Origin of the sequence: Thalassovita mangrovi, assembly GCF_009857745.1 — a bacterium.
Taxonomy (GTDB): Bacteria; Pseudomonadota; Alphaproteobacteria; order Rhodobacterales; family Rhodobacteraceae; genus Thalassobius; species Thalassobius mangrovi.
The window spans coordinates 455562-482167 of record NZ_WWEN01000002.1 but is presented as its reverse complement, the minus strand read 5'-3'; the positions used below and the strand labels follow the sequence as shown (position 1 = coordinate 482167).

The following is a 26606-nucleotide window of genomic DNA, read 5'->3' as shown; positions in this document are numbered from 1 at the left end:
TCCGGCCCCTCGGCAGTGCGCTTCGGGGCCGGGAATGGCGCTCAGCGGTGCTGCACGTCGAGCTTGTCGACGGTGTCGAATTCGAACTTGATTTCCTTCCAGGTCTCCATCGCGGTGGCCAGTTCCGGGCTCGACTTGGCGGCCTGGGTCAGGATGTCCTTGCCTTCCTTTTCCAGCTGTCGGCCCTGGTTGCGCGCCTCGACGCAGGCCTCCAAAGCGACCCGGTTGGCCGCGGCGCCCGCCGCGTTGCCCCAGGGATGGCCCAGGGTGCCGCCGCCGAATTGCAGCACCGCGTCGTCGCCGAAGATCGTCACCAGCGCCGGCATGTGCCAGACGTGGATCCCGCCAGAGGCCACCGCGAAGGCGCCGGGCATCGAACCCCAGTCCTGGTCGAAGAAGATGCCGCGCGAGCGGTCTTCCTTGATGTAGCGTTCGCGCAGCATGTCGATCCAGCCCAGCGTCGATTCACGGTCGCCTTCAAGCTTGCCTACCACGGTGCCGGTATGCAGGTGATCGCCGCCCGACAGGCGCAGCATCTTGGTCAGCACCCGGAAATGGATGCCGTGATTGGGGTTGCGGTCCAGCACCGCGTGCATGGCGCGGTGGATATGCAGCAGCATCCCGTTGTCGCGGCACCAGTTGGCGAGGCCCGTGTTGGCGGTGAAGCCCCCGGTCAGGTAGTCGTGCATGATGATCGGCGCGCCAAGTTCCTTGGCGTATTCGGCGCGCTTGTACATCTCTTCCGGGGTGGGGGCGGTGACGTTCAGGTAATGGCCCTTGCGTTCGCCGGTTTCCTGTTCCGCCTTGTGGATCGCCTCCATCACGAAATCGAAGCGCTGGCGCCAGCGCATGAAGGGCTGCGAATTGACGTTTTCGTCGTCCTTGGTGAAATCCAGGCCCCCGCGCAGGCATTCATAGACGGCGCGGCCGTAGTTCTTGGCGCTCAGGCCCAGTTTCGGCTTGATCGTGCAGCCCAGCATCGGGCGGCCGTATTTGTTCATCACGTCGCGTTCGACCTGGATGCCGTTGGGCGGGCCGCCGCAGGTCATCACGTAGGCCAGCGGAATGCGCACGTCTTCCAATCGCAGCGCCCGCACCGCCTTGAAGCCGAACACGTTGCCCACCAGCGAGGTCAGCACGTTCACCACCGATCCTTCCTCGAACAGATCGATCGGGTAGGCGATGAAGGCATAGAAGGCTTCATCGTTGCCCGGCACGTCCTCGATCGCGTAGGCGCGGCCCTTGTAGTAATCCAGATCGGTCAGCAGGTCGGTCCACACCGTGGTCCAGGTGCCGGTGGAGCTTTCCGCGGCCACCGCCGCGGCGGCTTCCTCGCGCGGCACGCCTTCTTGCGGGATGATCTTGAAACAGGCCAGGAAATCCGTGGCTGTGGGCACGTATTCCGGCATCCAGTAGGTTTCCCGGTATTCCTTCACCCCCGCGGTGTAGGACTTCATCTGATCCTTCGGCATCTGGGCCATCCTCCATTGAGTCACGTCTCGGGGCTGACGCTAGTTGACCGAAGAGATATACAAAACTAGATTGTTTTTATGATATCCATAGAGGATTGTTGATGCAGAAGATCATCCCGCCCACCTTCCAGCAGATGCGCCTGTTCGAGGCGGTGGCGCGGCATGGGTCGATCACCCGCGCGGCCGAAGAGGTGCACCTGACCCAGCCCTCGGTGTCGATGCAGGTGAAGACGCTGGAGGACAAGATCGGCCTGCCGCTGACCGAACAGATCGGCAAGACACTGCATCTGACCCGCGCCGGAGAACAGGTCGCGGCGGCCTCGCGCGATGTGCTGGCACGGCTGGGCGACATGCAGGTGGCGCTCGAGGATATGAAACGCGAAGTCGCCGGGCCGCTGTCGGTGGCGGTGGTGTCGACGGCGAAATATTTCTTGCCGCAGCTGCTGGGTGAATTCAAACGCCGCCACCCGAAGGTCGAACCGCGGCTGCAGATCACCAACCGCGCAACCGTTCTGGGGCGGCTGGGCGACAATGCCGACGATCTGTACATCATGGGGCAGCCGCCGCAGGGCGAACCGGTGATCGCCGATCCGTTCCTGGAAAACGTGATCGTCTTCGTCGCCCGGCCCGACCACCCGCTGGTGGGGGCGAAAAACATCCCGCTGGCGCGGATGGCGCAGGAAAACGTCATCCGGCGCGAACCCGGGTCGGGGACCCGGCAGGCGGTGGAAAAGCTGTGCCAGGCGGCCAATGTGGAGCTGGCAACCCATATGGAATTCGACGACAGCGACGCGATCAAGCAGGGCGTCATTTCCGGCCTCGGCGTCGCCTACCTGTCGCTACATGCGCTGCGGCTGGAACTGGCGGCGGGGGAGGTCGTGGTGCTGGATGTCGAAGGCTTCCCGCTGCGGCGCGGCTGGTACGCGGTGCATCGAGAGGGCAAGCGGCTGACCAATGCGGCGCAAAGCTTTCTAGACTTCCTGCAGCAGGAAAGCGGGCTGTACCGCTCCGGGACCGATGCGAACATGACTTTTGCCGTGGGAGAGACAGGGACGGGGTGAGGGCAGGGGGCGATGCGCTCCTCCGGCGCGCAAATCCTTGCGCACGTTGCGGCCTGCCTGCGTTTCGGGCAATGATCGGCCTGGCGCACCACTGGCAAGGCTGTCTGTTATGAATATCCCCGACCAGTTGTCCTACTTCAGGCTCGCCGCCGCCCCGCTGGCGGCCTGGGCGGCCTTTGCAGGGCATCGCGATGTCTTCTTCATCCTCGTCATCATCAGCCTGGTAAGCGATCTCGTCGATGGGCCGATTGCCCGCTGGTTGGGGCAGGAATCGCGGTTCGGGGCGAAGCTCGACACCATTGCCGATGCCTGCACCTTGCTGGCCGGGATTTACGGGATTTGTGTCTTCGAGGGCCACAACATACGGCCCGAACTGCCCTGGCTTTACCTGTTCCTCGTCAGCTACGCCGCTGCGGCGGGTGCGTCGCTGCTGAAGTTCCGCGTGTTGCCCGCCTATCACCTGTATCTGTCGAAGGCGGCGGCCTTCGGTTCGGGGGTGTTTTTCGTCTGGCTGTATCTGGCCGGCTATGCGCGCCCGTTCTTCCTGGCCGTCGTGGCGCTTGGAATCCTGGCGAATATCGAGTCGCTGCTGCTGACCCTGCGGCTGAAACGGTTCCATACCGATATCAGCAGTATCTTCGCCGCAAATCCCCGCCCGCGCGACGGGGACGGCTGAGCGCACGCGAGCCGCCGGGGGTCAGAGCGAGGCGGCGGCGCGGCTGGCCTGATCGTATTGCCCCGACAGCGCGCGCAGGGACCGGGCGATGCCGCGCAACTCCTGGCCGCTCAGATCGGTGCTGCCCACCGCGTCCAGCAGGCATTGTCGGCGGATGTCGCGATAGGCGCTGCACAGTTCCGCCCCGGTGGCGGAGGTGGAATAGAACACTTCCTTGCCGCGCTTTTCCGAGGTGACCAGCCCGGATTTCAGCAATTTGCGCAGCGCGTAATTGACCGTGTGGCTGTCCTCGATATTGAGCAGGAAGCAGATGTCGGACAGCCGTTTTTCCCGGTCGCGGTGGTTCACGTTATGCAGGATCAGGATGTCCAGCGGGTTCAGATCCGGCTGCCCCGCCGCCGTCATGCAGCGGGTCATCCAGCGGGAAAAGGCGTTATAGGCGATGATCAGCCCGAATTCGAATTCGGAGACTTCCCAGCCTTCGCCTTCGGCCAGGTGACGCGAGGACACGATTCTGCGGCTGTCGGGCGGGGTTTCCATGGGCTGATCCTCGAAGACGTTATCAATTTGATGATAAAATATGCGGGAAAAGTGGTTTCAACAAGCGTTTCGTCGTCGCGGATTTTCGGCGATACGCGGGGATTTGCGATAAAAATGACGTAATATCAGTGTGAAACGGCGCGGAACGATCCCGTTTCACAGTTGTGAGGCGGAAAAACATATTTGCGCTATAGTAACAAAACATTGACAAATTGTCATCGTTTGGAGGAGCCTTGCCGCGCAGAACCAAAAATCCATCCAACGGAGAGAGAAATGAGCTTCTTCAAGACGATCAGTGGCGCGGCTTTCGCCGTCGCTGCACTGGCGCTTCCGGTGCAGGCCGAAACCTGGGACATGCCGACGCCGTACCCGGATGCGACCTTCCACACGGTCAATATCCACGAATTCGCCAAGGACGTGGCGGACAAGACCGGCGGCGCGCTTGAAATCAAGGTCCATTCCGCCGGGTCGCTGTTCAAGCACCCCGAAATCAGCAAGGCCGTGCGCAGCGGCCAGGTGCCGGCGGGCGAATTCTTCCTGTCGCTGCTGAACAACGACAACCCGGCCTTCGGCGTCGATTCGCTGCCGTTCCTGGCGACCAGCTATGACGATGCGGCAAAGCTTTGGGCGGCGCAGAAGCCGGTGATCGACGGTCTGCTGGACCAGCAGGGGTTGATGGCGCTCTACGCCGTGCCGTGGCCGCCGCAGGGGCTGTACACGACCAAGGAAATCAAGTCGGTGGACGACCTCAAGGGGCTGAAGTTCCGCACCTATAATTCGACGCTGGAACAGTTCGCGGCGCTGGCCGGTGCCGCCCCGACCCAGGTCGAGGTTCCCGATATTCCGCAGGCCTTCACCACCGGGCGCGTCGAGGCGATGATCACCTCGCCCTCGACCGGCGCGAATTCCAAGGCGTGGGATTTCCTGAGCCACTACACCGATATTCAGGCCTGGCTGCCCAAGAACATTATCGTGGTGAACAAGCGGTCCTTCCGCCGTCTGGATGACGCGACCCAAGCCGCGGTTCTGGAAGCCGCTGCCGCTGCCGAAGCACGCGGCTGGGAAATGAGCCGCGCCGAAACCGCCGCCAAGGTCGCGGTGCTGAAGGAAAACGGCATCACCGTGGTTGAGCCGTCGGCCGAGCTGATGGACGGTCTGAAAGCCATCGGCGCGCAGATGCTCGAAGGCTGGACCGAAAACGCTGGCGCCGAGGGCGAAGCCCTGCTGAAAGCCTATCAGAACTAAGCAACAGGCGGGTGGCCAAGCGGCCACCCGCCCCCAACAACACGGGAGGAGCAGGCGGATGCGACCGTTCCTGAACGGATTATACAAGCTGAGCGGGGTCTTGGCCGCGTTTTGTATCCTGTCGATCACCGCGCTGATCTTTGCGCAGGTCTGCCTGAACCTGGTGGATAAGCTGGCGTCCTTGACGACCGGACAGGCCATCGGGCTGACGATCCCGTCCTATTCCGATTTCACCGGCTTCCTGCTGGCGGCCTCGACCTTCCTCGGGCTGGCCTATGCGCTGCGCGCGGGCGGGCATATCCGGGTGACGCTGGTCACTGGGCTGCTGGGCCCGGCGCCGAAACGGTGGGTCGAAGTGGTCGTTCTGGCCGTGGCGCTGGCGATGGTGGGTTACGCGAGTTATTACATGGCGCTTCTCATCCTCGAGAGCCACGAATTCGGCGACAAGACATCGGGTATGGTGTCGCTGCCGCTGTGGCTGGTGCAGCTGCCGGTGGCGGTGGGGCTTGGTGTTCTCACCGTCGCGCTGCTCGACGATCTGATCCTTGTGCTGCGCGGGCGGCAGCCGTCCTTCGACGGCAAGGGCGAAAACCTTCTGAGCGAGTAACCGGCGATGAGCATCCTTACCCTTTCCGTCATCCTGTTCGTGCTGTTGTTCCTGTTCCTCGGCTCGGGGCTGTGGGTGGCCTTGTCGCTGCTGGGGATCGGTATGGCGGCGATGGCGCTGTTTTCCGATGCGCCCTTGGGGCTGGTGATGGCAACCACGATGTGGGGTCACAGCAATTCCTGGGCGCTGGCGGCGCTGCCGCTGTTCGTGTGGATGGGGGAAATCCTGTTCCGCTCGAAACTGTCCGAGGACATGTTCACCGGCCTGTCGCCCTGGATGAACCGGCTGCCGGGGCGTCTGCTGCACGTCAATATCTTCGGCTGCGGGATCTTCGCCGCCGTATCGGGATCGTCGGCGGCGACGGCCGCGACGATCGGCAAATTGTCGATCCCCGAACTGGCCAAGCGCGGCTATCCCGAAAAGATGGTGATCGGCACCCTGGCCGGATCGGCGACGCTGGGGCTGTTGATCCCGCCCTCGATCATCCTGATCGTGTACGGCGTGGCGACCGAACAATCCATCGCCCGGCTGTTCGTCGCGGGCATCCTGCCGGGTATCCTGCTGGTGTCGCTGTTCGTGGGCTATGTCGCGATCTGGGGGCTGATGAACCGCGACAAGCTGCCCGACGAGGGCGAAAGCGTTCCCTTGCGCGAAAAGATCAGCCGCCTGCGCCGGCTGCTGCCGGTGATGGGGCTGATCGCGGGGGTGATCGGGTCGATCTATGCCGGTATCGCCTCGCCCACCGATGCCGCTGCCGTCGGTGTGGTGCTGGCGCTGGTGCTGGCGTGGTTTTCCGGCTCGCTGACCCGGCAGACCTTTGTCGAGGGGCTGATGGGCGCGATGGTGACGTCGTGCATGATCGCCTTCATCCTCGCCGGGGCGTCCTTCCTGACCGTGGCGATGGGCTTCACCGGCATTCCGCGGCTGCTGGCCGAATGGATCGGGTCGCTTGAGCTGTCGACCTACACCTTCCTGGCGGCGCTGACCGTGTTCTTCGTCGTCATGGGCTGTTTCCTCGACGGGATTTCCGTCGTCGTGCTGACCACCTCGGTGATCATGCCGATGGTGCAGAAGATGGGGATCGACCCGCTGTGGTTCGGCATCTTCGTGGTGATCGTGGTCGAGATGTCGCAGATCACACCGCCGGTCGGGTTCAACCTGTTCGTGCTGCAATCGCTGACCGGGCGCAACATCCTGACCGTGGCGCGCGCGGCCTTGCCGTTCTTCCTTCTCATGGTGCTGGCGCTGGCGATCATCGTGGCGGTGCCCGGGATCGTGACCTTCCTGCCCGGGGCGGGCTGACGCATGACCCTTACCACCGCGACAGCGCAGGGCGGGGACTGGCCCTGTATCCGCACCGTCGGTTTCGATGGCATCCTGATCAGCTTCGCCGACAGGCTGAGCGAACCGGCCAACCGTGCGGCGCTGGCCTTTCGCGCGGCGGTCGAGCGTGAGAGTTGGAGCGGGGTGGCGGAAAGTTCGACCTCACTGGTGTCCTGCTTCGTCCGCTTCGATCCGCTGGGGCTGCCCCATGCCGAGATGCAATCGAAACTCGCCACCCTGCTGTCCGCGCGCGACTGGTACGGCGCCGACATGCCCGAAGGGCGGCGGCTGTGGCGCATCCCGACGGTCTACGGCAGCGACCTTGCTCCGCAACTGGGCGAGGCGGCGCAGGCGGCGGGGCTGAGCGAGGCAGACGCGGTCCGATCGCTGTCCACCACCAAGGTGCGGGTGCAGACCATCGGGTTCGCCCCCGGTCAGCCCTATCTGGGCGAATTGCCCGACTGCTGGGATATCCCACGGCAACAGGCGCTGACCGCGCGCATCCCCGAAGGCGCGCTGACCGTGGCGATCCGGCAGATGGTGCTGTTTTCGGTGTCGACCCCGACCGGATGGCGCCATGTCGGGCAGACGGCGATCCGGCTGTTCCGCCCCGAAAGCGACGCGCCCTTCGTGTTGCGCCCGGGTGACGAGGTGCTGTTCCCGGTGGTGGGCCGCGACGCATACGAAAACCTTGCCGCCTCGGGCCCCGATGGCGGCGCCACATGCGAGGCGATCCGATGAGGCGCGCGTTGCTCATTCGCAGGGCGGGCCCGGGGATGACGGTGCAGGATCGCGGCCGTCCCGGTTACCTGGTCGAAGGGCTGTCGCGGGGCGGGGCCGCCGATCCACTGGCCCTGTCCGAAGGCGCGGCGCTGCTGCGTCAGTCGCCGGATTTGGCGGCCATCGAAATGGCCGGGGCAGGGGGCGATTTCCTGGCCGAGGAAGACATCCGGATCGCCCTGACCGGGGCCGAGATGCGTGCGACGCTGGACGGCGCGACGCTGGTCTGGAACGCCTCGCATCTGGTCGCGGCAGGGTCAGTCCTGTCGATCGGGGCGGCGCGGTCGGGCACTTACGGCTATCTGCATATCGGCGGCGGCGTGGCTACGCCGAAACGGATGGGATCGCGCGCGGCGCATCTGTCGGCGGGGCTGGGCGCGCCCCTGGCAGCGGGGGATCGCATCCGCGCAGGGAACGATCCGGCGGCGGAGGTGGGGCGCGGCCTGACGCCCTTGCCGCGCTTTGGCGGCGGCCAGGTGCGTGTCTTGCCCAGCCTGCAGACCGATCTGTTCCCGCAAGAGGTGCTGGAGCGGTTCCAGCAGACGGATTTCCACCGCGACCACCGGGGCAACCGGATGGGGATGCGGATGAATTCCGACGGGCCGGGGTTCCTGGTCGAAGGGGCCTTGAGCGTTTTGTCGGAAGTGATCGTGCCCGGCGATATCCAGATCACCGGCGACGGGGTGCCCTTCGTTCTGATGGCGGAATGCCAGACGACGGGCGGTTATCCCCGCATCGGCACTGTCCTGCCCTGCGACCTGCCGCGGGTGGCTCAGGCGCTTCCCGGCGCGGTGCTGCGGTTCCGTTTCATCACCCTGGAAGAAGCGATGCGCGTGGAAACCCGCGCCCGGGCGGAGGAGGCGGCGCTGCGAAAGCAGGTGAAGCCTCTGATCCGCGATCCGCGCGACATTCCCGACCTGCTGTCCTACCAGCTGATCAGCGGCATGATCGCCGGGAATGAAGACATGTGAGAGATGGGGGCAGGGGGCCAGGTCGGCCCGCTGACCTTCGGGACGGTGCCCGTCCTTCGCATCGCTGCCGCCGGGCCGTTCCGAACGTCTGCCGGATCGCCACATATGGACGATCCGGCCAAATCCGGCGCTTATTCCGCGGCCATCGCCTTGATGTCGGCGGCGCTTGGCGTGTTGCCGCCAATGCCCCACTGGCCGCTGCGGACTTCCTTGACCCGCACCCAAGTCACCGGGCGCATGTTTTCGCCTTCGACCTCGACCATCGCGTCGGTCACTTTTTCGATCATTTTCGCCTTCTGGGCGTCGTCGAAGACGCCTTCGATCACTTCGATATCCACCAGCGGCATGGTTGGCCTCCTTTGCTTGCAAATGTGGTGGAACGAGGGTCGCATCGGTCGCCTGCTGCAAACCAGTTCTGAAACTGCAGCAAACCCGCTACAGTTTCTGAAGTGGACGGTTGCGGGCGGGACATGCTTTCCTTGAGGTGGAGGTGTCGCAATGCCAGATTCGAATTACCCCAAATTCTGCCCCGTCGCGATGGCTGCCAGCCTGTTGGAACCCCGCTGGACCATGCTGTTGCTGTGCGAAATGTGGTCCGGTTCGACCCGCTTCAATGAAATCCAGCGGGGGGTGCCGGGCATGTCGCCCGGGCTGCTGTCCAAGCGCCTGAAAGAGATGGAGGCGAATGGCCTTGTCACCCGCCGCGATGCCGGTCCGGGGTCGCATACCGAGTATCTCACGACCCCGCTTGCCGACGAGCTTGAGCCGCTGATCCGGGGCTTGGGCGAATGGGCGCATCGCAACATCGACTGCGAAACGTCGCTTCAGGCGCTCGATGCCCGCATGCTGATGTGGAATATCCGCCGGAAAATCGACCTTCTGCAGCTGCCCAAGCGCAAGAGCGTCATCCAGTTCATCCTCAACGACCCGCCGAACGCGACGGCAAATTACTGGCTGGTGGCGAAGCCGGGCGAAGAAACCGACCTTTGCTATACCGACCCCAAATTCGACGTCGATCTGTTCGTCGTTTGCGAGCTGCGCGCGCTGACATCGGCCTGGATGGGGCATTCGACATTCGAAGAGGAAATGCAGGGCGGGCACATTTCGCTCACCGGGCATGACCTGATGGAACGGACTTTGACCAAGTGGCTTATGCGCAGCAGCTTCGCGGATGTCGCCAAGCGTAGCCATGTCGAGGACCGCAGGGCCAGCCTGTAACAGCGCGGCCTTGCCGCTGCGCCTCTTATCGAACGTGAATCAGGAAGGCCCCGATCAGCACGAAAAGCGCGATGATCATCAGCACCAGCAGGGCGTCGGACGGTTCGCTGTCGTCATCCAGGGTTTCAGGGGCGTCGATGCGCTTGCGCACGTGGCGCATGCGAATGAAGGCCAGCACGATGACCGCCGCACCCGAGCCAAGCATGCCGATTTCCGACCATATCTCGCCCTGCGGGTTGCCGAAGCGGGAAATCGCCAGGCCAAAGGCGACGATGGCGATCGCCGTCCTGACCCAGGCCAGGAAGGTGCGTTCGTTGGATGCGTGTTCCGTGTAGTTTCGGATCATGGCGACCTCCTCATCCATCAATCCAGCGTTCCCGCCGGAAATCAAGATGTTTGCCGTGGTTTGGAGGAAGCCGTCGGTCCTGCACCGACCGCTACGCCTTGCGAGGCCGCGACAGCACCAGCAGAGATAGGCCCGTCGACAGGAAGTTCACCCCGACGATCAGCGCCAGGAACCAGCGTGACATGTCGGTCCATGCCACCAGCACGATCAGCCCCAGGGCGGAGGAACTGATCCCGCTCAGCACGATCCAGCGCCAATGCGGCAGCTGGCCGCTCAGCCTGAGGCCGAACAGGATCGACAGCGCGCCCTCGACAAAGAACGCCAGCAGCATGATGACGGTCAGCACGGTGATCCCCGCGCCGGGAAAGATCAGGAAGCCCGTGCCAGCGAGCAGAACCACCGCGTAGCTGGCGGCAAGGACGCGCCATTCCGCCATGACGCGAAAGCCGCGCGCAAAGAAAAGCCCGCCGATGCCCCAGAGGATCAGGATCCAGGCGATGAATTGTTCGATCACGATAGTCGCAACGCCGGGCGCGAGGATCGCCATCACCCCGAACAGGATGAACACGAGACCCGTGTTGCGATACTCCGCGCTGTGTGCGGCTGCGTGTGGATGGTACTGGTCTCGGCATGTCATAGGATCTTGGCTCCTGACCAGTTTCAACGGGGATTGAGCGTGTTGCATCCCTGTTTGACCCGCCGATCTCTACGCCAGTCTTGTTTGAATCTTACAAAAGATTAAGTTTTGAGACGGCTCCGCGACAATCGCCGCCTTCAAGGATGTGCGGTGGTTCGCCAGCAAATTCCGACTGGGCGATCGCCGGCAACGCCGCGATGGTCCGAACAGATTGGATCGAGATTGCCCATGAAGATCCTGCTTGCCGAAGATGACCCGAAGGTCGCGGAATTCGTCACCTCCGGGCTCGAGGAAAACGGTCACAGCGTCGATCATGTCAGCGATGGCCGCGACGCGCTGAGCTATTGCATGTACAACGATTGCGACGTTGCCGTGCTGGACCGGATGATGCCGGGCATGGAAGGGCTGTCGGTGGTCAAGGCGCTGCGGGCGGCGGGAAAGTCGGTACCGGTGCTGATGCTGACCGCGCTTGGCGATGTCGACAGCCGGGTCGAGGGGCTGGAAGGCGGGGCCGACGACTACCTCACCAAGCCGTTTCACTTCTCCGAACTGCTGGCCCGCATCGTGTCGCTGACCCGGCGCAAGACCGAAACGGCGGATGTGCCCGAACTCAAGGTGCATGACCTGACGCTTGACCTTCTGTCCCGCACCGCGCGGAGACAGGGGCAGGTGATCGAGCTGCAATCGAAGGAATTCGCCCTGCTCGAAATCCTGATGCGCAATGCCGGGCGGGTGGTCACCCGCACCATGCTGCTGGAGCGGGTGTGGAACTTCAATTTCGAACCGAACACCACCGTGGTCGAAACCCATATCAGCCGGTTGCGCAGCAAGATCGACAAGCCGTTCGAGGTGCCGCTGATCCACACGATCCGGAACATGGGATACACGATGCATGGACCGCGGTAGCGTCTTTTCCGGCGGGTCGTTCCGGGCGACGCTGTACGGCACCCTTGTTTTCATCCTGACGCTGGCCGTCGTCGGGGTGCTGGCCAACCACTACATCAAAACCCAGCTGCGCGCGGAAATCCGGATGCAGGTGGAGGCGACGATCGCCGATCTGCAAAGCATCCACGACATCGACGGACCCGACGCGCTGATGGCGGCCGTCGCCAATATTTCGCCGCTCTATGCGCGCGCGCATCTTGTTGTCGCTTTGCGGGATGCGGCAGGAAACACGCTCAGCGGCCTGGTCGATGCAGGCCCGGGCTTCGAGGGCTGGACCACGCGCCAGCTGGCGCTGCCGGGGCAAAGCGACTTTGCCGGGCTTTACTATCTGACCTCGGTGCCGGTCGGGGACTTCGAGCTTATCGTCGGGCAGAATATCGGCATCATCGACAGCATGGAGGCGACGACGCTGCGGGTGTTGCTGGCGGTGGGCGCGGTGATGACGCTGGTCTTCATCACCATCGGCTACCGGATGGGGCGGGCGATGCAGGTCAAGCTTGAAAAGATGGCCGACACGCTGGAAACCGTCGCCGCGGGCGATACCGATGCACGGCTGCCGGTGTCGGCGGAAAACGATCAGATCGACCGGGTGTCGCGGACGATGAACCTGCACCTGTCGCGCCTGTCCGACCTGATGGTATCGACGAAATCCAGCGCCGCGGCGATTGCGCATGATCTCAAGCGCCCTTTGGCGCGGTCCTATCTGCAGCTTGAGCGGGCCATCGCCAAGGCCGAGGCGGGGGCCGATCCGCTGGACGACCTGGAAGAGACCCGGCATGAACTGTCGCGCCTGTCCGACATCTTCGAAACCATCCTGCGCATCGCCCGGATCGAGGCCGGACAGGCCGAAGGGGTGATGCAAAGGGTCGATCTGGCCGAGATGGCCGCGGACCTGGGCGAAACCTTCGAAGTTGTGGCCGAGGAAAGCGGCCAGTCGCTGTCGCTGTGGATCGACCGGGGGCAAGACCTGAGCGTGCGCGGCGATGCCGGGATGCTGAGCCAGATGATCGTCAACCTGCTGCAAAACGCGGTGTCCCACTGCCCGAAGGGCACGCAGATCACGCTGGGCGTCGGGCGGGTGAACCGCCGCGTCTGCCTCGAGGTCGCCGACAACGGCCCCGGCATTCCCGACACAGAGAGGGAAAACGCGCTACTGCATTTCTTCCGCGCCGATGCCAGCCGGTCGTCGGACGGAACCGGGCTGGGCCTGGCGCTGGTCAAGACCATCGCGGACCGGCACGGGGTCGAATTGCGCCTGGCCGATAACGGCCCCGGGCTCAGGGTCACGGCCTGCTTTCCCGCGCCCGAGTAAGGGCCGGGCAAACCTGTCATCTTTGTAAGGACGCCGAAAACGGCCCGTCAAAACCCGGGCCCATATCGTCATCGTCACGTACGACAATCGATCAAAAGGAGAAGAGCCATGACAATCCCGAAACTGTCGCGGAGCGTTACTCTTGCCGTCGGCATGGGCGTTTCCGCACTTGGCCTCACGTCCGGCGGGGCATTCGCCCAGGCCACGACAGCCATATCCGAGGCCCCGTATCAAACCCAGCACCGGATGCTGAAAACCGCAGACGAGGCCGGCAATGCCGTCGCCCAGGTGCGCGCGGCACGTGTCGCCCTGTTCGATGGCGACGTCCCCTACGCCAAGGCTTCGGTCGAAGCGGCGCGGGAATCCCTGCTCAGCGCCGAATCCGATTTCGCGGGCCTGATGATGCGCGATTTCACCGATGTCGACTCGGATACCAATTTCCTGCCGTTCGACATGTCGATGAGCCTCACCGAGGATTTCACCGATACCGATGCCAACAAGGACGTGGTGAAAAAGGCCATCGACCTGTTCACGGACGAGAACCCGGATGCGGCGGTCACCGCGCTGAACGCGGCCGATATCGAGGTCCAGGTCGAAACCGCCATGCTGCCTTACGAGGCGACGATCGCCTCGCTCGACGGGGCGCTTGGCGATATCGAGGACGGCAATTATTACGCCGCCAACCTGGATCTCAAGGCGATCAACGACTCGGTGATCGTGCGCGGTTTCACAATCGACGCGATTCCGCAGCAGGGCGCCGCGGGCTGATCCAGCGCCACGAATTTCCCCGACAAAATAGCGACCGCGCGAACATCGCGCGGTCGCTTTCTTTTGTCCCGGGGGGAAGGGGGCAGGCGCGATGCGCCCGCCCGTGCCTCAGGCGGCCTGCTTGTTCAGGTCCTCGTGCGCCCGATCGAACGCCTTGCGCAGATGGTTTTCGGCGTCGCGATCCAGGTTGGTCCGCAGGATCTTGCCGCCCTTGGCGCCCAGCTGTTCGATCACCCGGTCCGAAGCTTCGGTCCGCATCATGATGAACAAGGCTGCCTGGCCGGGTTTCAGGATATCGGCCACGTCCTTCATGAACTGGTCGTTGATCCCGTAATCGGACAGCGCCCCGGCCAGCGCCCCGGCGCCGGCCCCGACGGTGATGCCCAGCAGCGGGTTGAAGAACAAAAAGCCGATCAGCAGGCCCCAGAATGCCCCGCCGGCCGCCCCGGCGGACCAGGCGTTCACCATCTGGCTCAGCTTGATCTTGTCGTTCTGGTCGGCGGTCGCCACGACCGCATCGGCCACGTTCACCAGGTATTCGCGCGCCATGTCGAACAGCTCATTGCGGGCGGTCTCGGCGCTGTCATGATCCTTGTATTCGATGACGATGAGTTCAGCCATTTTCAGGTCTCCTTCGTGTTGAGGCGGGAATGCCGCCGGTATGTGCGATACGAGCAGCCAGGGGTCAGTTCATGTACCAGCCGTGGCTGGCCACTAGCGACTGACCGGTCAGCGCGTTGCTTTCGAACGCGGCAAAGAAATGCGCCACTTCGGCCACGTCCGCGATGGTGGTGAATTCCTTGTCGACGGTTTCGCCCAGCATGATCTTTTCGACCACGTCCTGTTCGGAAATCCCCAGGTCATGCGCCTGTTCGGGGATCTGTTTTTCGACCAGCGGCGTTTTCACGAAACCGGGACAGATCACGTTGGTGCGCACGCCGTAATCCGCGCCTTCCCGGGCGATTTCGCGCGCCAGCCCCAGCAGCCCGTGCTTGGCCGTCACATAGGCCGATTTCAGCGGCGAGGCTTCCTTGGAATGCACCGATCCCATGAAGATGATCGACCCGCCGCCGGCCTTCTTCATATGCGGGATGCAGGCTTTCGAGGTCAGGAAGCCGCCATCGAGATGGATCGACAGCAGCTTTTTCCATTCGGCAAAGGGGAAGTCCTCGATCTTGTGCACGATCTGGATGCCGGCGTTCGACACCAGAACGTCGACCCGGCCCCATTGCGCGACCACCCTGTCGACGCCGGCATTCACCATGTCTTCGTCGGCCACGTTCATTTCGATCCCGATCGCGCTGCCGGGGCCTTTGGCGGTCAGTTTCCTGGCGGCCTCTTGCGCGCTGGTCCCATTCAGGTCGGCGATGGCAACGCGCGCGCCGTCGGCGATGAACCGTTCGGCGATGCCATAGCCGATGCCGCTGGCGCCGCCGGTGATGATGCAAATTTTGTCTTTCAGTTTCATGGTGTTCTCCATTGCTTCTTATGTTGAAAATGACTGGCTTTGCGTCGGTGCCGCTGCGGGGATGAGCAGAGAGGCCCGTCTGTGGGTTTCATGCCGCAGCTCCTTTTTCGGGGAAGGTGCAGAAATCGAAGACCTGCAAACCACCGCCCTTGCCGCGCGTCTTCCAGGCGGCGTGGTCCAGGCTGCGCAGGGTATCGGCGGCGCCCGCGTTCCAATGCGCCTGCATCGACAGGCGGGAAAACTCGTAATCCTTGGCCTGGCTTTCGAACTGTTCCTTGCGGTGGATCAGGTGCACCAGCGTGATCGGGGCCGCCGGGCGCAGGCCGCGCAGATAGGCGAGATCGGGATCACCTTGCATCCCCTCGGGCAGCTTTTCCGCCAGCCGTTCGGCGGCGGCATGTATGTCGTGCAGCTGGCGATAGCGGTCGGTGGTCAGGCGGGTGCGGCTGGAATAGCGGATGTCCTTTTCCCGCAGGGCGACCTCGACAAGGTTTTTCGGCGCCTCGCCGCGGGCGCTGAACACGTCCACCTGGAAGATGCAGACCGGATCGGCGCCGAGATTGTCCATGACGAATTGCAGCGGAGTGTTCGACACCAGCCCGCCATCCCAGTATTGCCGCCCCTCGATTTCGACCGGCGCGAAACCCGGCGGCAGCGCGCCGCTGGCCATGATGTGTTCGGGGCCGATCCGCATCCGGGCGCTGTCGAAATAGGTGAAATTGGCGGTTTCCAGATCGACCGCGCCGATGCTCAGCCGCGGCCCGGAGGCATTCAGATAGTCGAAATCGACCAGGTCCTCGAGCGTTCGCCTGAGCGGCGTGGTATCGTAATAGCTGAGCGGCGGTTCGGCGCCGAACGGCAGATAGGCCGCCGGAAGGCGCGGGCGGAAAAAACCGGGTGTGCCCGAAAACACGACTGTGTCGGCGACCATTTCGCCATAGGCCGCCCGCGCCTTTGCCCCCTGAAGCCACGGCAGGCAGGACGGTCCCAGCGTCACCCGGTGCCAGAACTTCCGCAACCTTTCGGCCCGCCGCTCGGGCGGGTTGCCGCAGATGATCGCGGCGTTTGTCGCGCCGATCGAGATGCCTGCGACCCAGGCCGGTTCCTTGCCTCGTTCGCTGAGTTTCTCGTAAGCGCCGGCCTGGTAGGCCCCCAAGGCGCCGCCGCCCTGAAGTACCAGGATCGTATGTTCCGATTTGCCCATCTCTCCGCTCCGACCGCAGTGCCCGACAGGGCGCGTTGACGACTTTTCGAAGTGGATATGGGGCGTGAAACAGGCGCCGAGCTTGTCCGAAATTTACAAATCCGTAACCTCGGGGAGAGGGAAAAGTTCCGCCTCCCGAGACGTCAGGCGCCAGCGCGACTGATTGGTTTTTTACAGCGCTAGTAAAAGCAAATGACTGGACTATCCTTCGCTGACCTTAACGGTTTTGCGTCTGCCGCACTTGCGCAGCCCCCCGCTATTGAGCAAGCTGGTTTCGATCTAATGAATTGGTATCTCCACGTCGGTTCTGTCCGCTCAGCTGACCCTCACGCCAAGCATCGCGAATGTCCGGTTCCCGCCCGTTATGCACCGGCGCCCTTACGACCGGCCAACAAACAGGCCGCAGATTTGCACCCGCAACGAAAACTTTCGTCACGCAGGTTGGCCAATTGCTGGGCCATCGTTTCGATTTGAGACGCGTCAACCCCGAGCTTCAGGCGAATGGATGGCCGCAAAGCGCTTCCCGGTGTTTGGGCGTTCTCGATCGCAGCAGAAGGTCCCATTGCGGCTGATTGTGTACGGAATGTGTGACGTAGCTTGCCGCTTCTGCAAAATTTATTGCAGATAAATCAGCAACTTACATCTGATAAAATGGTGCCCGGGGGCGGAATCGAACCACCGACACGAGGATTTTCAATTGGTCTGTTGATCTGCGCACGCTGTTTCAGGATCGCTCAACCTGCAACGTAGCGGATTGAAAACCTTGATCTTTGCGCTTGGCAGATCATCTCTACCCGTCTCACGCCGGAGCGGTCAAGCACGCTGCTCCTGCTACCCCAGTGATACCCAAGCGCAATGCTTAGTACGTGCTAAGAGGTTGTTGCTCAGGTCCTTGTCGTAGCAGCTTTGCTGCCCGAATTGGAGCACTGAGATACGGGACCTCGTCGCTAAGTAACCGGTCGAATGGGCCAAGACCAAAGTCGCTAGACAGCGCTAAGGAGCCCAATACCAACGTGTCGAAATCCAGCAAAGCGGAGGGCCGCAATATTCGCTGCCAATGATAGCTGTCTTTCATTGCGGATTGGATTGCCTCAAAACGAGTACTTGCAATCGTTTCAACGCTTCGCAAAAGGAAGGGGCGGTCAAGTCCAAGCTTACTTTCCAACGGGTCAATAAGTTCCTGTCCCATTCGCATGTAGCTATCAATGGAGAGACCTGTCACACCAACTTGGAAGCCTGCGCGACGCTCCAGTGCTCGCCGAAACGGATCCTCGCTGCTTTCTTTTGAGGACAACCCATCACGCAAACACTCAACCTGATACAGTGCGAACAATTGACTAGTCGTCGTTCGCGCCGAGTTTTCCAGGGGGCGTATAAAGCGTTCTCCTTCGTCATCCAAACGTTTTTGGCCTCTGACGCCATCAATGAGGTCACTGTAATCTTCTAGCGAAGAAAAGACTTTTGGTCCTCCCGACAATTCGAGGAGTACAGCGCCATGAATAAGCCCAAGTTCCAGGAAACCGGTACCAGCTTTTTGGAGAAGATCACGGGCTTTGTTGGTGTCTTCGAGAAGCAGCGCAATCGATGCGGCATCACGGTATGCAGTCGCTGCAATCGCTTGATGTTCATAACCCTGCCGCCTGAACTCTGTATGGACCTCAGCGCGACCTATTAGAAATTTTAGCCGGTTTTTAAGCCTTTCGGGTTCGATCCCAAAACCTTCGTCATGCATCAGAAAAGCTCCCGAATGTTGCTCAGGACATCAGGCTCAACATACTTTGGATTCGACCATGTGTGCTGCGGCCGCCAATGGCCATGACCAGGGTCCCACCATTCAACTCGCTCGATTTGATTAGACGGTATGTGAACCTTGGCTGTTAATTCGCCTTCTAGCTGGTAGGGCGACCATCTTTGGTAGATATTTATGTCTCGTACCGCCTCCGCAACATTGCTGACCTCAACCGCGGGGTAGTGGCTCGTAGCCACCCAGCAAAAGAACAATGCCCCCGGCCTCGTCCAGTCATCTGTGGCAAACTGCAAGGCCGTATCGATGGCAGAGTAAGCAAAATTCTGTTGAAGAATGGTATTTCTTTCAACTGCACCACTAGCCAAAGAGATAAACGGCGTTTCATCACCGAAGTTCTGATAATCGTGCAAATGGCGATCCAAATTGTGCGATGTCAGTACGTCCGCAACCATTTGGGGAGTAATACTACGCTCCCTTCTCCACCAATTCGACATGATGCCATGGTCCTGACTTATCACTTCCTGTGCTTCAGATTGCGTGAGGCCATTCTTACCAGAAGTGTCACCGGCAATCCCTTTTACGCATTTCTGGATATACATCAGCCCTTACGCCTCTCTGTCGCATCAAGTATCAGATTAAACAGTTCATCAGGACGAATAGTCAGTCCGAATGCCCCCTGAGGCATGTCGCGCTGCACCCCGACATAGAATATAACGAAGGGACTAGAAACAGAGGATAGAATTTCTGGCAACAGCTTGAGACCAGCCTCCCCATCGTTTTCGCGTCCGATATCAGAGATCACGATATCATAGATCGCGCCTTCCATTTTCCTGCGCGCTTCTTCGTCCGTTTTCGCAAGATCAATGAGCATGCCGAGTTTCTGCAAAATTTTTATTTCGGGGATATTGTTAGTAGGATTATCATCGATCCACAAAATCCGCGACGACCTTAGCAGCGGCCCAATCGTTCTCATTCTTCGGGCCAATTGATCCCGCAAGCCTGCCGGTAGTGTGATATCCCTTGCTTCTGCAGCCTCCTGCACCTCCCCTGACAACTCCAACTCAACCCCGGCGAACCCTAGCTTTGTCGCCCGGGAAAAGGCGGCTCTAATGGTTCTTGGCCCGACGATGAAAAATACAGAGGCAAAGAAAAGTGCCCATAAAAGATGGGGTGTGTACGGCAGCAAGTCAGACCATTGAAAGCCACTCTCTGGGCTTGAAAAGGAAATCCGAATGTCCAAAAATCTCACTCCCGCGTCCAATCAACAGTAGTCATCCATACAGTCCTCATAGCTGTCCCCGGTCAGCTCGCAAAATGTCTTTAGCGCACCTTGCAAAGAAAAATACTGATGTTCACTGCGATGGTAGAAGAACTCGCCACGAACGAAAATCTGTGCGACTGCCCAATCCTTGATTACGTTGGGGCCGGGATTGTGGGTGATGACGATCAAAGCATCTTCGACAAGAGAACGCTGAACAACCAAGCTTTGGTAAATGTCGTTTCGTGCGAAGACTTTGCCAAACACAAGGTTCTCGGCATAGTGCTCTAGTGCATCGTCGGTCACCTCCGATGGGCATTCAGGAAACTCCGTTGGTACCCGCCAGCGAACTTGGATGACCGAAGGGGAGAGAGACTCGTACTCTTCTGGGTCCGGCTCAAAATCCGCACGTTCAGAAGTACCGTACAGCCATTCACCAATTGCGCCTCCGCTAGGAACCGAACCGCTTTGTGCCCACGTTTCGAAGCGTGCCTTTGTCTTGGCGGCCTCGTCCTTTGATACAGTTCGCATCCACGATACGTCTGGATAGGAAGCCTCACTTTGGATCTTTGACGGATCAGCTAAGAAAGCCTCGATTGAACCGTAAACCAGTTCGATGCGTCGCGCGGTGATCTCATTCAACAAGGCGTTTTCTAATCTCGTCAGCCATCGAAGGTTTTCCGGTCGGTTGTTCGCTCGATTGGTATCGATGTGATCCACAACGTGCTGATCTGTGGGTGGTTCTCCGTGGAATGCAGAACAAACAATGCGGTGAACGGGGGCACCTGCAAGATATTGATAACCGGTTGTCGGATTTTGGCGCCCGAAGGTCCACGTTTTGTCCAGTGGGCGGGCGCGCTTTCGATACTCATTGAAGCGATAAACCGCGCCGTTATCGCGAACGAGATACCGCTCACCTCGATATTCAACTTCGATTTCGTTTTCGTAAATTTCAAGCAGGTTATCTTGATCGCCCACTGGAAAATTCGATTGGTCCAAAGATGGCATCACACTCTCCAGTGCAAAATTGCCTCGGCCTTCCCCAGACTACTCGATCTGGTGCCGGTTGTTGTTGGCAGACATGAAACACGGCGTCAGGCGCTGCCTTATGCTCTGAAACGCAACCGAAGAATGTCGTGCAAACAGACACTGAGTCAACCAACGATTGAAGTCGTCCAAGAGCACCAAGCTCACCAGACCGCCAGTGCAGAGCGAGACATCTCGCCTCAACGCATCTAGGATTGTCCCTGACGTGGCTCGTCCGCCCATCTTATCATGGGCTTATGAAACGCAAGCTCACCTCCAAGTTCATCGAAGGCCAGAAGCCGAACCCGTCCAAGCGTCTCGATTTTCGGGACGAGTTGATGCCGGGTCTCGTCCTGCGCATCAGCAAATCCGGCACCAAGACGTTCAGCCTGCATAAGCGCATCAACGGGAGAATGCGGCGTCTACCTATTGGTCGCTACCCAATCGTTTCGCTTGCCGATGCTCGGGAACGGGTGCACCAGATCCTATACGAAATCGAGACGGGCCGCTTCGAGGATCGCACCGGCATTGAGATCGATACCAAGCCGACGCTAGGCGACGTGATCCCCGACTACATCGAGAAGCACGCCAAGGTTCACAACCGCGACTGGAAGCGCAAGGAAGCCCTGCTGGCGAAGTTCACGACCCTGCACGGCAAACGGATCGACGAGATCAAACGGGCCGATGTCGTGAAAGCCTGCGACGTGATCCACAAATCCGCGCCGGTCAGCGCGAACCGCGCGCTCGCCCACCTCAAGCACCTGATGGGCTGGTGTGTCGAGCGCGGCATGATCGATGCCTCCCCCATCGCCGGGATGAAACCGCTGTCCAAGGAACGGTCGCGCGAGCGCGTGCTGACAGACGATGAGCTGGGCGCGCTATGGGCAGCCTGTGACGCCGAAGGCTATCCTTTCGGGGATTGCATGAAGCTGTTGATCCTGAGCGGCCAGAGGCGCGCCGAGGTCGCCGAGATGCGATGGTCGGAACTCGACCTCGAAAAACGCCTGTGGACCCTGCCTTCGCAGCGCGCCAAGAACGGCAGGCAGCATACCGTCCCGATCACCGGCGCGATGTTGGACGTGCTGCGCAGGGTGCCGAGGTTCCTCGGGTCGGACTACGTGTTCACGACCACCGGAAAGTCGCCCGTGTCGGGCTTCGGTCGCCTGAAAGACCGGCTCGACAAGGCGCTGCCCGAAGGCACGGAGCCTTGGATCATCCACGACCTGCGCCGCACGATGTCCACCAACATGGCAATGCTGGGCGTCCCGCAGCCCGTGACCGAGGCGCTGCTCAACCACAAGACGGGTGTGGTCTCGGGCGTGGCCGCTATCTACAATGTCTATTCATATGCCGACGAAAAGCGCGAGGCGCTTGAGCTTTGGAATAGCCATGTCAAAAAAGTCACCAGATCAGCCTTATTATCTGAAGTACCTCGAGTTGGGGTGGCTGGATCGACCACTGCCACAAGCGCCTGAGTTCTTCCCGCAAAAAGCAATTGATCGGCTGTGCCGCATTGGTGGGGCGGATGACAAAACCGACCGAAGGCGCCTAGCTGATGAACTTCGAACCATCGCAAAAGTCTTTTGGGTCGCGGCTATGTCCAGTCCTCTCGGCGTTCAAGGTGGGCCAGAGTCACAGACGCCTGACGCCAGAAAGCGAAAGATCACGAGTTCGGTTGTGCGTCCTGCCGAGAAGTTGATCGAGGCACTTTCCGATGAAAGCCTGACCCTTCTGTCGGAATGGCCTGATGAACTGCCTTCGCCTTCGCCGAACCGGCACGCACTCATTGAAGAATTGACCAAACTCAGCAACCGAGCCCGCGATCTTTTCGAGATCTTGGATGATCGAAAACGAAAAGGTTCGGCGATTTCGCAAGAGTTCAAGATTGATTTCGCAAACGCGCTCGCAGACGTATTTGAACGAAACTTCCCGAACGCCCAGCCCACACGCGGCGGTTATGACCGAACACCGAACCCTAGCAGCGAGTATCATGCCTTTCTGAAAGCCTGTGCGCAGGAAGTGTTCGGCACCAATTTCAAGTTTTCGGGGAACGTGTTGGACGAAGTCGCGAAACTGCGAGGCAACCGATAAACCTGCGCAACCAAAGCGCAGCTTTAGCTACGCCTTTGATATCACTGCGTTTCAATCTGTCATATGTTGTCCAAACATGGAGCCGGCTCCTTTGTCTAACCGACGAAAGGGAAATCCATGAACGACGAAACAGACAGACCTCTGCTTGTCACACGCGACGATCTGAAACGCATGGGCATAACTCTGAGCAACACAACATTGTTGAGGCTCGAGGCACGAGGGCGTTTTCCGCGTCGCGTGCGGATCGGCGGCACAACAGTCGCTTGGCTCATGTCCGAATTGAGCGATTGGCTCGCGGAACGCGCCGAAGAACGCGCTCGCACGCACTACGCCGACTACTGATCACCCAGACAAGGAGAACTGAGATGCGAAAAGCATTTCGCTTCGAGGGTGACATGTTGTCGTCCTCGGTTGTCAAAGCCGCGCTCGCTTGGGCGCGGCATGGCGGCAAAATCATCGCCCTACATGGCATTGATGATGACGGCCAATGCACATGTGGCAGGGCCGGTTGCAAAAGCCCGGGCAAGCACCCTATCGCGGAGTTGTTTCCGAAGGGACAACACAGCGCCACGAGCAACGCGGTAAAAATCCGCCGCGCGTTCAAGAAGTACCCTCGGGCCAACTTCGGCGTGATCCTTCCGCCGGGGCTGGTTGTGCTCGATGTTGACGGACCGGAGGGGGCCGAGACCTTCAAGAAACTGAACCTGTCACCGACTCTGTCGGTCCGCACTGGTCGCGGGACGCACTACTACTTCCGCGCCTCAGAAGCGTTGCCCAAGAGGAAAGCTCCGCTTAAGGGCATAGATATCAAGGACAATGCCAGCGGATATCTCGTCGGCGCGCCCAGTATGCACAAATGCGGTCACCGGTATCGCGTTCAGCGCGGAGTGGGCCGCTTGGCGGCGCTGCCTGCCGATTTCGTGCACACGTTGAGGCGCGACAAAGCCCGCACAGCGAGTTTCGACACAGTTGGGGCCTTCAAAGCGGGAAACCGCAACAATGAACTGACCAAGATTGCCGGATCACTTAGGTTTCGCGGGTTGGCGGAAACGGCCATCGCTGGTGCTTTGCAGGCGATCAACGCGGCGGCGTGCAGTCCGCCCCTCGACGTTGATGAAGTCGAGCGTATCGCCTCCAGCATCGGCAAATACGAGGCCGGGCACGAGGCAGCTTTCGGCTGTTTGGGCGATATTGAAGAGTCCACCCCGCAGTTCCTTGCGTATCCCTATATCGTGAAGGGCGCACTGACCGTTCTCGACGGGAATATGGGGCAAGGGAAATCCACCTTCACCTGTGCTATTGCTGCCGCTGTGACGACAGGGAAACCCCCGCCTTTTGTGGATGACATCGAAAAAGGCTCGGTCCTGTTCATGTCTGCTGAGGACGACCCGTCGCGGGTGCTCAAACCCCGCCTCATGCAGGCCGGGGCCGATGTCTCGAAGGTGCGTTTCCAACAGGAGCCGTTTTCCTTGGACGAGCGCGGCTTGGCATTGCTCCGGCAAGAACTTTCGGCAAACACGCCCGCCCTTGTCGTGATCGATCCGATCATCGCTTTCATGAAGGAAGGTGCGGACGGGAACAAGGCCACCGAGACCATGCACTTCATGGTGCAGATCGACCAGTTGGCGCGCGACTTCGACACGGCCATTCTGATCGTGCGGCACCTTCGGAAGGCGCGGGCTGACCATGCCATGCACCAAGGTATCGGGTCGATTTCGATATCGGCTCGAGTGCGGTCGGGCCTGATCCTCGCGCCGCATCCCGACGACCCGCGCTTGCGCGCGGTAGCCCATGCCAAGTCGAACTATGCCGAACCCGGGCCGACAATCGTGTTCGAGATGCAGAGCACTGGCCCGCGCTCGCATCCCCGCGTGAATTGGCATGCCTGTGAGCCTGAGTTGACGGTGGGCGAACTACTCGCGCCTCCCGAGGCCGAACGGGGACGACCACCACGGGAACGTGACACAGCGACCGCGTGGCTAGAAAGCGTGCTGCGCAAAGGCCCGGTCAAGAAGAAGGTGCTAGACGGCTGGGCCAAGGAGGAAGGGGTTTCACTCCCGACCCTCCGGCGCGCGGGCGAAGCACTCGGCGTGGTGAAGTCGAAGGACGGGAAAGCTTCTGTTTGGGCGCTGCCCTGAACCATGCCACCAGCATCACTTGCTCAGAAGTCGCACACGTGTGGGATTTTTGAGCAAGTGTTCATCCCCCAAAAAACCGCGCTCCGACGAGTGCAAATTGGAAGAGAAAGAGGACAAAATGCCCGAACGTGCAGAACACCTAACCCAACTAGGAAATGCAATTTTTGACGCTATTGAGATCGAGTTGGAGCGGCAGGAAAAATTGCAGATCGATTTGACCTGTATGGAAATCGCGAAAATCTTGATTGAGATTGCACACGCCCACATGTCATTTGATATGCTGAGCGACGAAGAGCTTTCCGAATATGGATGTGTCGATGGGCAGAAATTGAACTGACTCATAGATCAGCTTCAGAAACTAAAATCATGGCGGGGGCTGTCATCCGAGGTGGCCTGCGCCCAATTCTCTACTGGCGGATGACCTATGACGAAACGAGCGGCTGAGGGCCGATAACCTCGGCAGTCGATATGACCCCTTGCCCGTCCACAGGGCGCGCGCCGTTAAAAAAACGCCTCCCCCCATGCCCCTGTGGTTGCCTTTCGCCGGTGCCGCTTCCGGCAGTGCGCGGAACACGTCAGACCGACCCGTTGACTATCTATCAGTCTGTCGGGCGTGAACCGGAGCCAATTTGTCGTGCCTTTTCATGCGGTCCACATTCACGGTGGGTTTTGGCGTGGCGCGCCGGGTTCCGCTCGGGTGGCAAACTGCTTGGGCGGTCATTCTTGAACCCACCCCTTGCGATGGTAATGGCGCAGGACGATGGCGCGGTTGAACAGGGGGAAGCCGATCCACAGGCCGTTGGCCGTCAGCAGCGACAAGATCGTCCACAGGAACATGCCTTTGAACAGGTAGTACAGGGGGCCGAACAGCAGGCACCACAGGCGGTGCCAGTTGCCCAAAATGATTTTCGTCTGGCCGTTGAAGGCCCACGTCGCACGTATCGTCATTGCCGATTTCCTTGCTGGCTGGTTTCAATGCCAGCGCAATAAGATCGGGGACCATCGACCGTCAGGGTAATTCCCGTTCCGTCGAGGGAGACCACACGGGTAGCCATGCCGATGCACCGCGTCTGTGCAGATGCCGGGATGATCGCCATGAGCGCGGCGCGCAGTGCGCCGGCCGGGATTGCGACGGGATCACCCATGCCCGAGGCACGCCCCGGCGTTCCTGGCTCAACACAACGCCGCCGCGCGTGCGTTTCGCTCTCCCTGCTCGGGGTTAGTTGCAGATCACTCCGAGTTGCACACCGGCAACGCCCCTTGCGCCTCGACATCCTCCCAGATCAGCCGTCTTTCGACATCGGCCACGTAGGCGTGGAAAAGGCTAGCTTCGAACTTGAAGTCTTCTACCTGATGGTAGCGTAGCGACAAACCAGACACCTCAGCACCGAACAGCCGATGGTAAGTGCGACCACCCGCATGGTTGCCGACCCCGTTGATGGCAGAACGATGGAATTTCGATATGCGTCCGCGAAGGCCCCTCTTTTCAGCGGTCAACCCAATGTAGATCGGCACGGGATTGGCTTGTTGAGAAATCACATACACACCAGCGGCGTCGGGCAAGCTGCCACGCTCCTCCCAACAATACGACTGCGAGAATTTGAACTCCGCCGCGCCCCGATCTGCGAGCGCTCTCGCGGTTGACTGGTGATCGGGGTGTTGGAAATCCGCTCTGCCACGGACCCTGTGCCTTTAGCCGGAGCCTGTTGTATAACACAGACGCCCCGACCATAGGTCAAAGGTGTTCAGCCAGTTTCCCGGCCTAGTCAGAGA

Annotated in this window: 30 protein-coding genes; 16 read left to right on the top strand and 14 right to left on the bottom strand. The window is 60.7% G+C overall.

Features of this window, described 5'->3' with window-relative positions; translation table 11 throughout:
• Positions 1 to 41: 41 nt before the first annotated feature.
• A complete protein-coding gene (locus tag GR167_RS04095) occupies positions 42 to 1472 on the bottom strand; it encodes a form I ribulose bisphosphate carboxylase large subunit (RefSeq protein WP_235915835.1) in 1431 nt (476 codons plus the stop codon).
• A 101-nt stretch (positions 1473 to 1573) separates the two neighbouring features.
• Here GR167_RS04095 and GR167_RS04090 point away from each other — a divergent pair, with 101 nt between their 5' ends.
• Entirely contained in the window at positions 1574 to 2533 is a 960-nt protein-coding gene (locus GR167_RS04090) for a LysR family transcriptional regulator (protein ID WP_212769824.1), read from the top strand.
• Positions 2534 to 2642: 109 nt separating this feature from the next.
• Complete coding sequence (locus tag GR167_RS04085) at positions 2643 to 3209, top strand: CDP-alcohol phosphatidyltransferase family protein (protein WP_160972162.1); 567 nt, start codon at positions 2643 to 2645, stop codon at positions 3207 to 3209.
• Between the two features lie 21 nt (positions 3210 to 3230).
• Here GR167_RS04085 and GR167_RS04080 read toward each other — a convergent pair whose 3' ends face one another.
• Complete coding sequence (locus GR167_RS04080; protein WP_160972161.1) at positions 3231 to 3749, bottom strand: winged helix DNA-binding protein; 519 nt, start codon at positions 3747 to 3749, stop codon at positions 3231 to 3233.
• Positions 3750 to 4022: 273 nt separating this feature from the next.
• Between GR167_RS04080 and GR167_RS04075 the strand changes: the two genes are divergently transcribed.
• From GR167_RS04075 to GR167_RS04055, 5 genes are read left to right on the top strand one after another with little or no spacing between them, the layout of a single operon-like run.
• Positions 4023 to 4994: a TRAP transporter substrate-binding protein gene (locus tag GR167_RS04075; RefSeq protein WP_160972160.1), complete on the top strand. Its 972-nt coding sequence runs from the start codon at positions 4023 to 4025 to the stop codon at positions 4992 to 4994.
• A gap of 58 nt (positions 4995 to 5052) precedes the next feature.
• Entirely contained in the window at positions 5053 to 5601 is a 549-nt protein-coding gene (locus tag GR167_RS04070) for a TRAP transporter small permease (protein WP_160972159.1), read from the top strand.
• A 6-nt stretch (positions 5602 to 5607) separates the two neighbouring features.
• Positions 5608 to 6903: a TRAP transporter large permease gene (locus tag GR167_RS04065; protein WP_160972158.1), complete on the top strand. Its 1296-nt coding sequence runs from the start codon at positions 5608 to 5610 to the stop codon at positions 6901 to 6903.
• Positions 6904 to 6906: 3 nt separating this feature from the next.
• On the top strand, positions 6907 to 7665 hold the full coding sequence (locus GR167_RS04060; protein WP_160972157.1) for a 5-oxoprolinase subunit B family protein: 759 nt from the start codon (positions 6907 to 6909) through the stop codon (positions 7663 to 7665).
• Positions 7662 to 8675 carry a 5-oxoprolinase subunit C family protein gene (locus tag GR167_RS04055; protein WP_160972156.1) on the top strand — a complete coding sequence of 338 codons (1014 nt, stop codon included), beginning with the start codon at positions 7662 to 7664 and terminating at the stop codon, positions 8673 to 8675. Before GR167_RS04060 ends, GR167_RS04055 begins: the two co-directional genes overlap by 4 nt.
• Positions 8676 to 8806: 131 nt before the next feature.
• On the opposite strand, the gene GR167_RS04050 is transcribed toward GR167_RS04055, so the two are convergent.
• Positions 8807 to 9022, bottom strand: a complete 216-nt coding sequence (locus GR167_RS04050) for a tautomerase family protein (RefSeq protein WP_160972155.1) — start codon at positions 9020 to 9022, stop codon at positions 8807 to 8809.
• Between the two features lie 151 nt (positions 9023 to 9173).
• Between GR167_RS04050 and GR167_RS04045 the strand changes: the two genes are divergently transcribed.
• Positions 9174 to 9893: a winged helix-turn-helix transcriptional regulator gene (locus tag GR167_RS04045; RefSeq protein ID WP_160972154.1), complete on the top strand. Its 720-nt coding sequence runs from the start codon at positions 9174 to 9176 to the stop codon at positions 9891 to 9893.
• Positions 9894 to 9918: 25 nt separating this feature from the next.
• Here GR167_RS04045 and GR167_RS04040 read toward each other — a convergent pair whose 3' ends face one another.
• Entirely contained in the window at positions 9919 to 10239 is a 321-nt protein-coding gene (locus tag GR167_RS04040; protein WP_160972153.1) for a YidH family protein, read from the bottom strand.
• Positions 10240 to 10330: 91 nt separating this feature from the next.
• Positions 10331 to 10807, bottom strand: coding sequence for an HdeD family acid-resistance protein (locus GR167_RS04035; protein WP_160972152.1), 477 nt, complete (start codon positions 10805 to 10807; stop codon positions 10331 to 10333).
• A 297-nt stretch (positions 10808 to 11104) separates the two neighbouring features.
• Here GR167_RS04035 and GR167_RS04030 point away from each other — a divergent pair, with 297 nt between their 5' ends.
• From GR167_RS04030 to GR167_RS04020, 3 genes are all read left to right on the top strand, one after another.
• Positions 11105 to 11782 (top strand): response regulator, encoded by a 678-nt coding sequence (locus GR167_RS04030; RefSeq protein WP_160972151.1) that lies wholly within the window; start codon positions 11105 to 11107, stop codon positions 11780 to 11782.
• Positions 11769 to 13133 carry a sensor histidine kinase gene (locus tag GR167_RS04025; protein WP_160972150.1) on the top strand — a complete coding sequence of 455 codons (1365 nt, stop codon included), beginning with the start codon at positions 11769 to 11771 and terminating at the stop codon, positions 13131 to 13133. The genes GR167_RS04030 and GR167_RS04025 overlap by 14 nt, the downstream gene beginning before the upstream one ends.
• A 108-nt stretch (positions 13134 to 13241) precedes the next feature.
• On the top strand, positions 13242 to 13901 hold the full coding sequence (locus GR167_RS04020) for a YfdX family protein (protein WP_160972149.1): 660 nt from the start codon (positions 13242 to 13244) through the stop codon (positions 13899 to 13901).
• Between the two features lie 108 nt (positions 13902 to 14009).
• Here the strand turns inward: GR167_RS04020 and GR167_RS04015 are convergent, their stop codons facing one another.
• The 7 genes from GR167_RS04015 to GR167_RS03985 all read right to left on the bottom strand — a co-directional run bounded on the left by GR167_RS04015 (position 14010) and on the right by GR167_RS03985 (position 20586).
• A complete protein-coding gene (locus GR167_RS04015) occupies positions 14010 to 14522 on the bottom strand; it encodes a DUF1269 domain-containing protein (RefSeq protein ID WP_160972148.1) in 513 nt (170 codons plus the stop codon).
• Positions 14523 to 14586: 64 nt separating this feature from the next.
• Positions 14587 to 15369 (bottom strand): 3-hydroxybutyrate dehydrogenase, encoded by a 783-nt coding sequence (locus tag GR167_RS04010; protein WP_160972147.1) that lies wholly within the window; start codon positions 15367 to 15369, stop codon positions 14587 to 14589.
• Between the two features lie 88 nt (positions 15370 to 15457).
• Positions 15458 to 16573 carry a DUF3734 domain-containing protein gene (locus GR167_RS04005; RefSeq protein WP_160972146.1) on the bottom strand — a complete coding sequence of 372 codons (1116 nt, stop codon included), beginning with the start codon at positions 16571 to 16573 and terminating at the stop codon, positions 15458 to 15460.
• A gap of 859 nt (positions 16574 to 17432) precedes the next feature.
• On the bottom strand, positions 17433 to 18305 hold the full coding sequence (locus GR167_RS04000) for a hypothetical protein (protein ID WP_160972145.1): 873 nt from the start codon (positions 18303 to 18305) through the stop codon (positions 17433 to 17435).
• On the bottom strand, positions 18305 to 18919 hold the full coding sequence (locus GR167_RS03995; RefSeq protein WP_160972144.1) for a hypothetical protein: 615 nt from the start codon (positions 18917 to 18919) through the stop codon (positions 18305 to 18307). Before GR167_RS03995 ends, GR167_RS04000 begins: the two co-directional genes overlap by 1 nt.
• On the bottom strand, positions 18919 to 19560 hold the full coding sequence (locus tag GR167_RS03990; protein ID WP_160972143.1) for a DNA-binding transcriptional response regulator: 642 nt from the start codon (positions 19558 to 19560) through the stop codon (positions 18919 to 18921). Before GR167_RS03990 ends, GR167_RS03995 begins: the two co-directional genes overlap by 1 nt.
• A gap of 21 nt (positions 19561 to 19581) precedes the next feature.
• Positions 19582 to 20586 carry an HNH endonuclease signature motif containing protein gene (locus GR167_RS03985; RefSeq protein ID WP_160972142.1) on the bottom strand — a complete coding sequence of 335 codons (1005 nt, stop codon included), beginning with the start codon at positions 20584 to 20586 and terminating at the stop codon, positions 19582 to 19584.
• Between the two features lie 275 nt (positions 20587 to 20861).
• On the opposite strand from GR167_RS03985, the gene GR167_RS03980 reads away from it, so the two are divergent.
• From GR167_RS03980 to GR167_RS03960, 5 genes are all read left to right on the top strand, one after another.
• A complete protein-coding gene (locus GR167_RS03980; protein WP_235915834.1) occupies positions 20862 to 22079 on the top strand; it encodes a tyrosine-type recombinase/integrase in 1218 nt (405 codons plus the stop codon).
• Complete coding sequence (locus tag GR167_RS03975) at positions 22042 to 22695, top strand: hypothetical protein (protein WP_160972141.1); 654 nt, start codon at positions 22042 to 22044, stop codon at positions 22693 to 22695. Before GR167_RS03980 ends, GR167_RS03975 begins: the two co-directional genes overlap by 38 nt.
• Before the next feature lie 117 nt (positions 22696 to 22812).
• Positions 22813 to 23037 carry a helix-turn-helix transcriptional regulator gene (locus GR167_RS03970; protein WP_160972140.1) on the top strand — a complete coding sequence of 75 codons (225 nt, stop codon included), beginning with the start codon at positions 22813 to 22815 and terminating at the stop codon, positions 23035 to 23037.
• Positions 23038 to 23060: 23 nt separating this feature from the next.
• Positions 23061 to 24833: a bifunctional DNA primase/polymerase gene (locus GR167_RS03965; protein WP_160972139.1), complete on the top strand. Its 1773-nt coding sequence runs from the start codon at positions 23061 to 23063 to the stop codon at positions 24831 to 24833.
• 118 nt (positions 24834 to 24951) lie between these two features.
• Complete coding sequence (locus GR167_RS03960) at positions 24952 to 25170, top strand: hypothetical protein (protein ID WP_160972138.1); 219 nt, start codon at positions 24952 to 24954, stop codon at positions 25168 to 25170.
• Between the two features lie 380 nt (positions 25171 to 25550).
• On the opposite strand, the gene GR167_RS03955 is transcribed toward GR167_RS03960, so the two are convergent.
• Together GR167_RS03955 and GR167_RS03950 are read right to left on the bottom strand one after the other, a co-directional pair.
• Positions 25551 to 25781 carry a hypothetical protein gene (locus GR167_RS03955; protein WP_160972137.1) on the bottom strand — a complete coding sequence of 77 codons (231 nt, stop codon included), beginning with the start codon at positions 25779 to 25781 and terminating at the stop codon, positions 25551 to 25553.
• A gap of 282 nt (positions 25782 to 26063) precedes the next feature.
• Positions 26064 to 26396 carry a hypothetical protein gene (locus tag GR167_RS03950; protein ID WP_160972136.1) on the bottom strand — a complete coding sequence of 111 codons (333 nt, stop codon included), beginning with the start codon at positions 26394 to 26396 and terminating at the stop codon, positions 26064 to 26066.
• Positions 26397 to 26606: the final 210 nt, after the last annotated feature.

Excerpts from the sequence above, each read along its gene's own strand:
- GR167_RS04095 (WP_235915835.1), bottom strand. The coding sequence starts at position 1,472 with ATGCCGAAGGATCAGATGAAGTCCTACACCGCGGGGGTGAAGGAATAC.
- GR167_RS04090 (WP_212769824.1), top strand. The coding sequence starts at position 1,574 with ATGCAGAAGATCATCCCGCCCACCTTCCAGCAGATGCGCCTGTTCGAG.
- GR167_RS04085 (WP_160972162.1), top strand. The coding sequence starts at position 2,643 with ATGAATATCCCCGACCAGTTGTCCTACTTCAGGCTCGCCGCCGCCCCG.
- GR167_RS04080 (WP_160972161.1), bottom strand. The coding sequence starts at position 3,749 with ATGGAAACCCCGCCCGACAGCCGCAGAATCGTGTCCTCGCGTCACCTG.
- GR167_RS04075 (WP_160972160.1), top strand. The coding sequence starts at position 4,023 with ATGAGCTTCTTCAAGACGATCAGTGGCGCGGCTTTCGCCGTCGCTGCA.
- GR167_RS04070 (WP_160972159.1), top strand. The coding sequence starts at position 5,053 with ATGCGACCGTTCCTGAACGGATTATACAAGCTGAGCGGGGTCTTGGCC.
- GR167_RS04065 (WP_160972158.1), top strand. The coding sequence starts at position 5,608 with ATGAGCATCCTTACCCTTTCCGTCATCCTGTTCGTGCTGTTGTTCCTG.
- GR167_RS04060 (WP_160972157.1), top strand. The coding sequence starts at position 6,907 with ATGACCCTTACCACCGCGACAGCGCAGGGCGGGGACTGGCCCTGTATC.
- GR167_RS04055 (WP_160972156.1), top strand. The coding sequence starts at position 7,662 with ATGAGGCGCGCGTTGCTCATTCGCAGGGCGGGCCCGGGGATGACGGTG.
- GR167_RS04050 (WP_160972155.1), bottom strand. The coding sequence starts at position 9,022 with ATGCCGCTGGTGGATATCGAAGTGATCGAAGGCGTCTTCGACGACGCC.
- GR167_RS04045 (WP_160972154.1), top strand. The coding sequence starts at position 9,174 with ATGCCAGATTCGAATTACCCCAAATTCTGCCCCGTCGCGATGGCTGCC.
- GR167_RS04040 (WP_160972153.1), bottom strand. The coding sequence starts at position 10,239 with ATGATCCGAAACTACACGGAACACGCATCCAACGAACGCACCTTCCTG.
- GR167_RS04030 (WP_160972151.1), top strand. The coding sequence starts at position 11,105 with ATGAAGATCCTGCTTGCCGAAGATGACCCGAAGGTCGCGGAATTCGTC.
- GR167_RS04025 (WP_160972150.1), top strand. The coding sequence starts at position 11,769 with ATGGACCGCGGTAGCGTCTTTTCCGGCGGGTCGTTCCGGGCGACGCTG.
- GR167_RS04020 (WP_160972149.1), top strand. The coding sequence starts at position 13,242 with ATGACAATCCCGAAACTGTCGCGGAGCGTTACTCTTGCCGTCGGCATG.
- GR167_RS04015 (WP_160972148.1), bottom strand. The coding sequence starts at position 14,522 with ATGGCTGAACTCATCGTCATCGAATACAAGGATCATGACAGCGCCGAG.
- GR167_RS04010 (WP_160972147.1), bottom strand. The coding sequence starts at position 15,369 with ATGAAACTGAAAGACAAAATTTGCATCATCACCGGCGGCGCCAGCGGC.
- GR167_RS04005 (WP_160972146.1), bottom strand. The coding sequence starts at position 16,573 with ATGGGCAAATCGGAACATACGATCCTGGTACTTCAGGGCGGCGGCGCC.
- GR167_RS04000 (WP_160972145.1), bottom strand. The coding sequence starts at position 18,305 with ATGCATGACGAAGGTTTTGGGATCGAACCCGAAAGGCTTAAAAACCGG.
- GR167_RS03995 (WP_160972144.1), bottom strand. The coding sequence starts at position 18,919 with ATGTATATCCAGAAATGCGTAAAAGGGATTGCCGGTGACACTTCTGGT.
- GR167_RS03985 (WP_160972142.1), bottom strand. The coding sequence starts at position 20,586 with ATGCCATCTTTGGACCAATCGAATTTTCCAGTGGGCGATCAAGATAAC.
- GR167_RS03980 (WP_235915834.1), top strand. The coding sequence starts at position 20,862 with ATGAAACGCAAGCTCACCTCCAAGTTCATCGAAGGCCAGAAGCCGAAC.
- GR167_RS03970 (WP_160972140.1), top strand. The coding sequence starts at position 22,813 with ATGAACGACGAAACAGACAGACCTCTGCTTGTCACACGCGACGATCTG.
- GR167_RS03965 (WP_160972139.1), top strand. The coding sequence starts at position 23,061 with ATGCGAAAAGCATTTCGCTTCGAGGGTGACATGTTGTCGTCCTCGGTT.
- GR167_RS03960 (WP_160972138.1), top strand. The coding sequence starts at position 24,952 with ATGCCCGAACGTGCAGAACACCTAACCCAACTAGGAAATGCAATTTTT.
- GR167_RS03955 (WP_160972137.1), bottom strand. The coding sequence starts at position 25,781 with ATGACGATACGTGCGACGTGGGCCTTCAACGGCCAGACGAAAATCATT.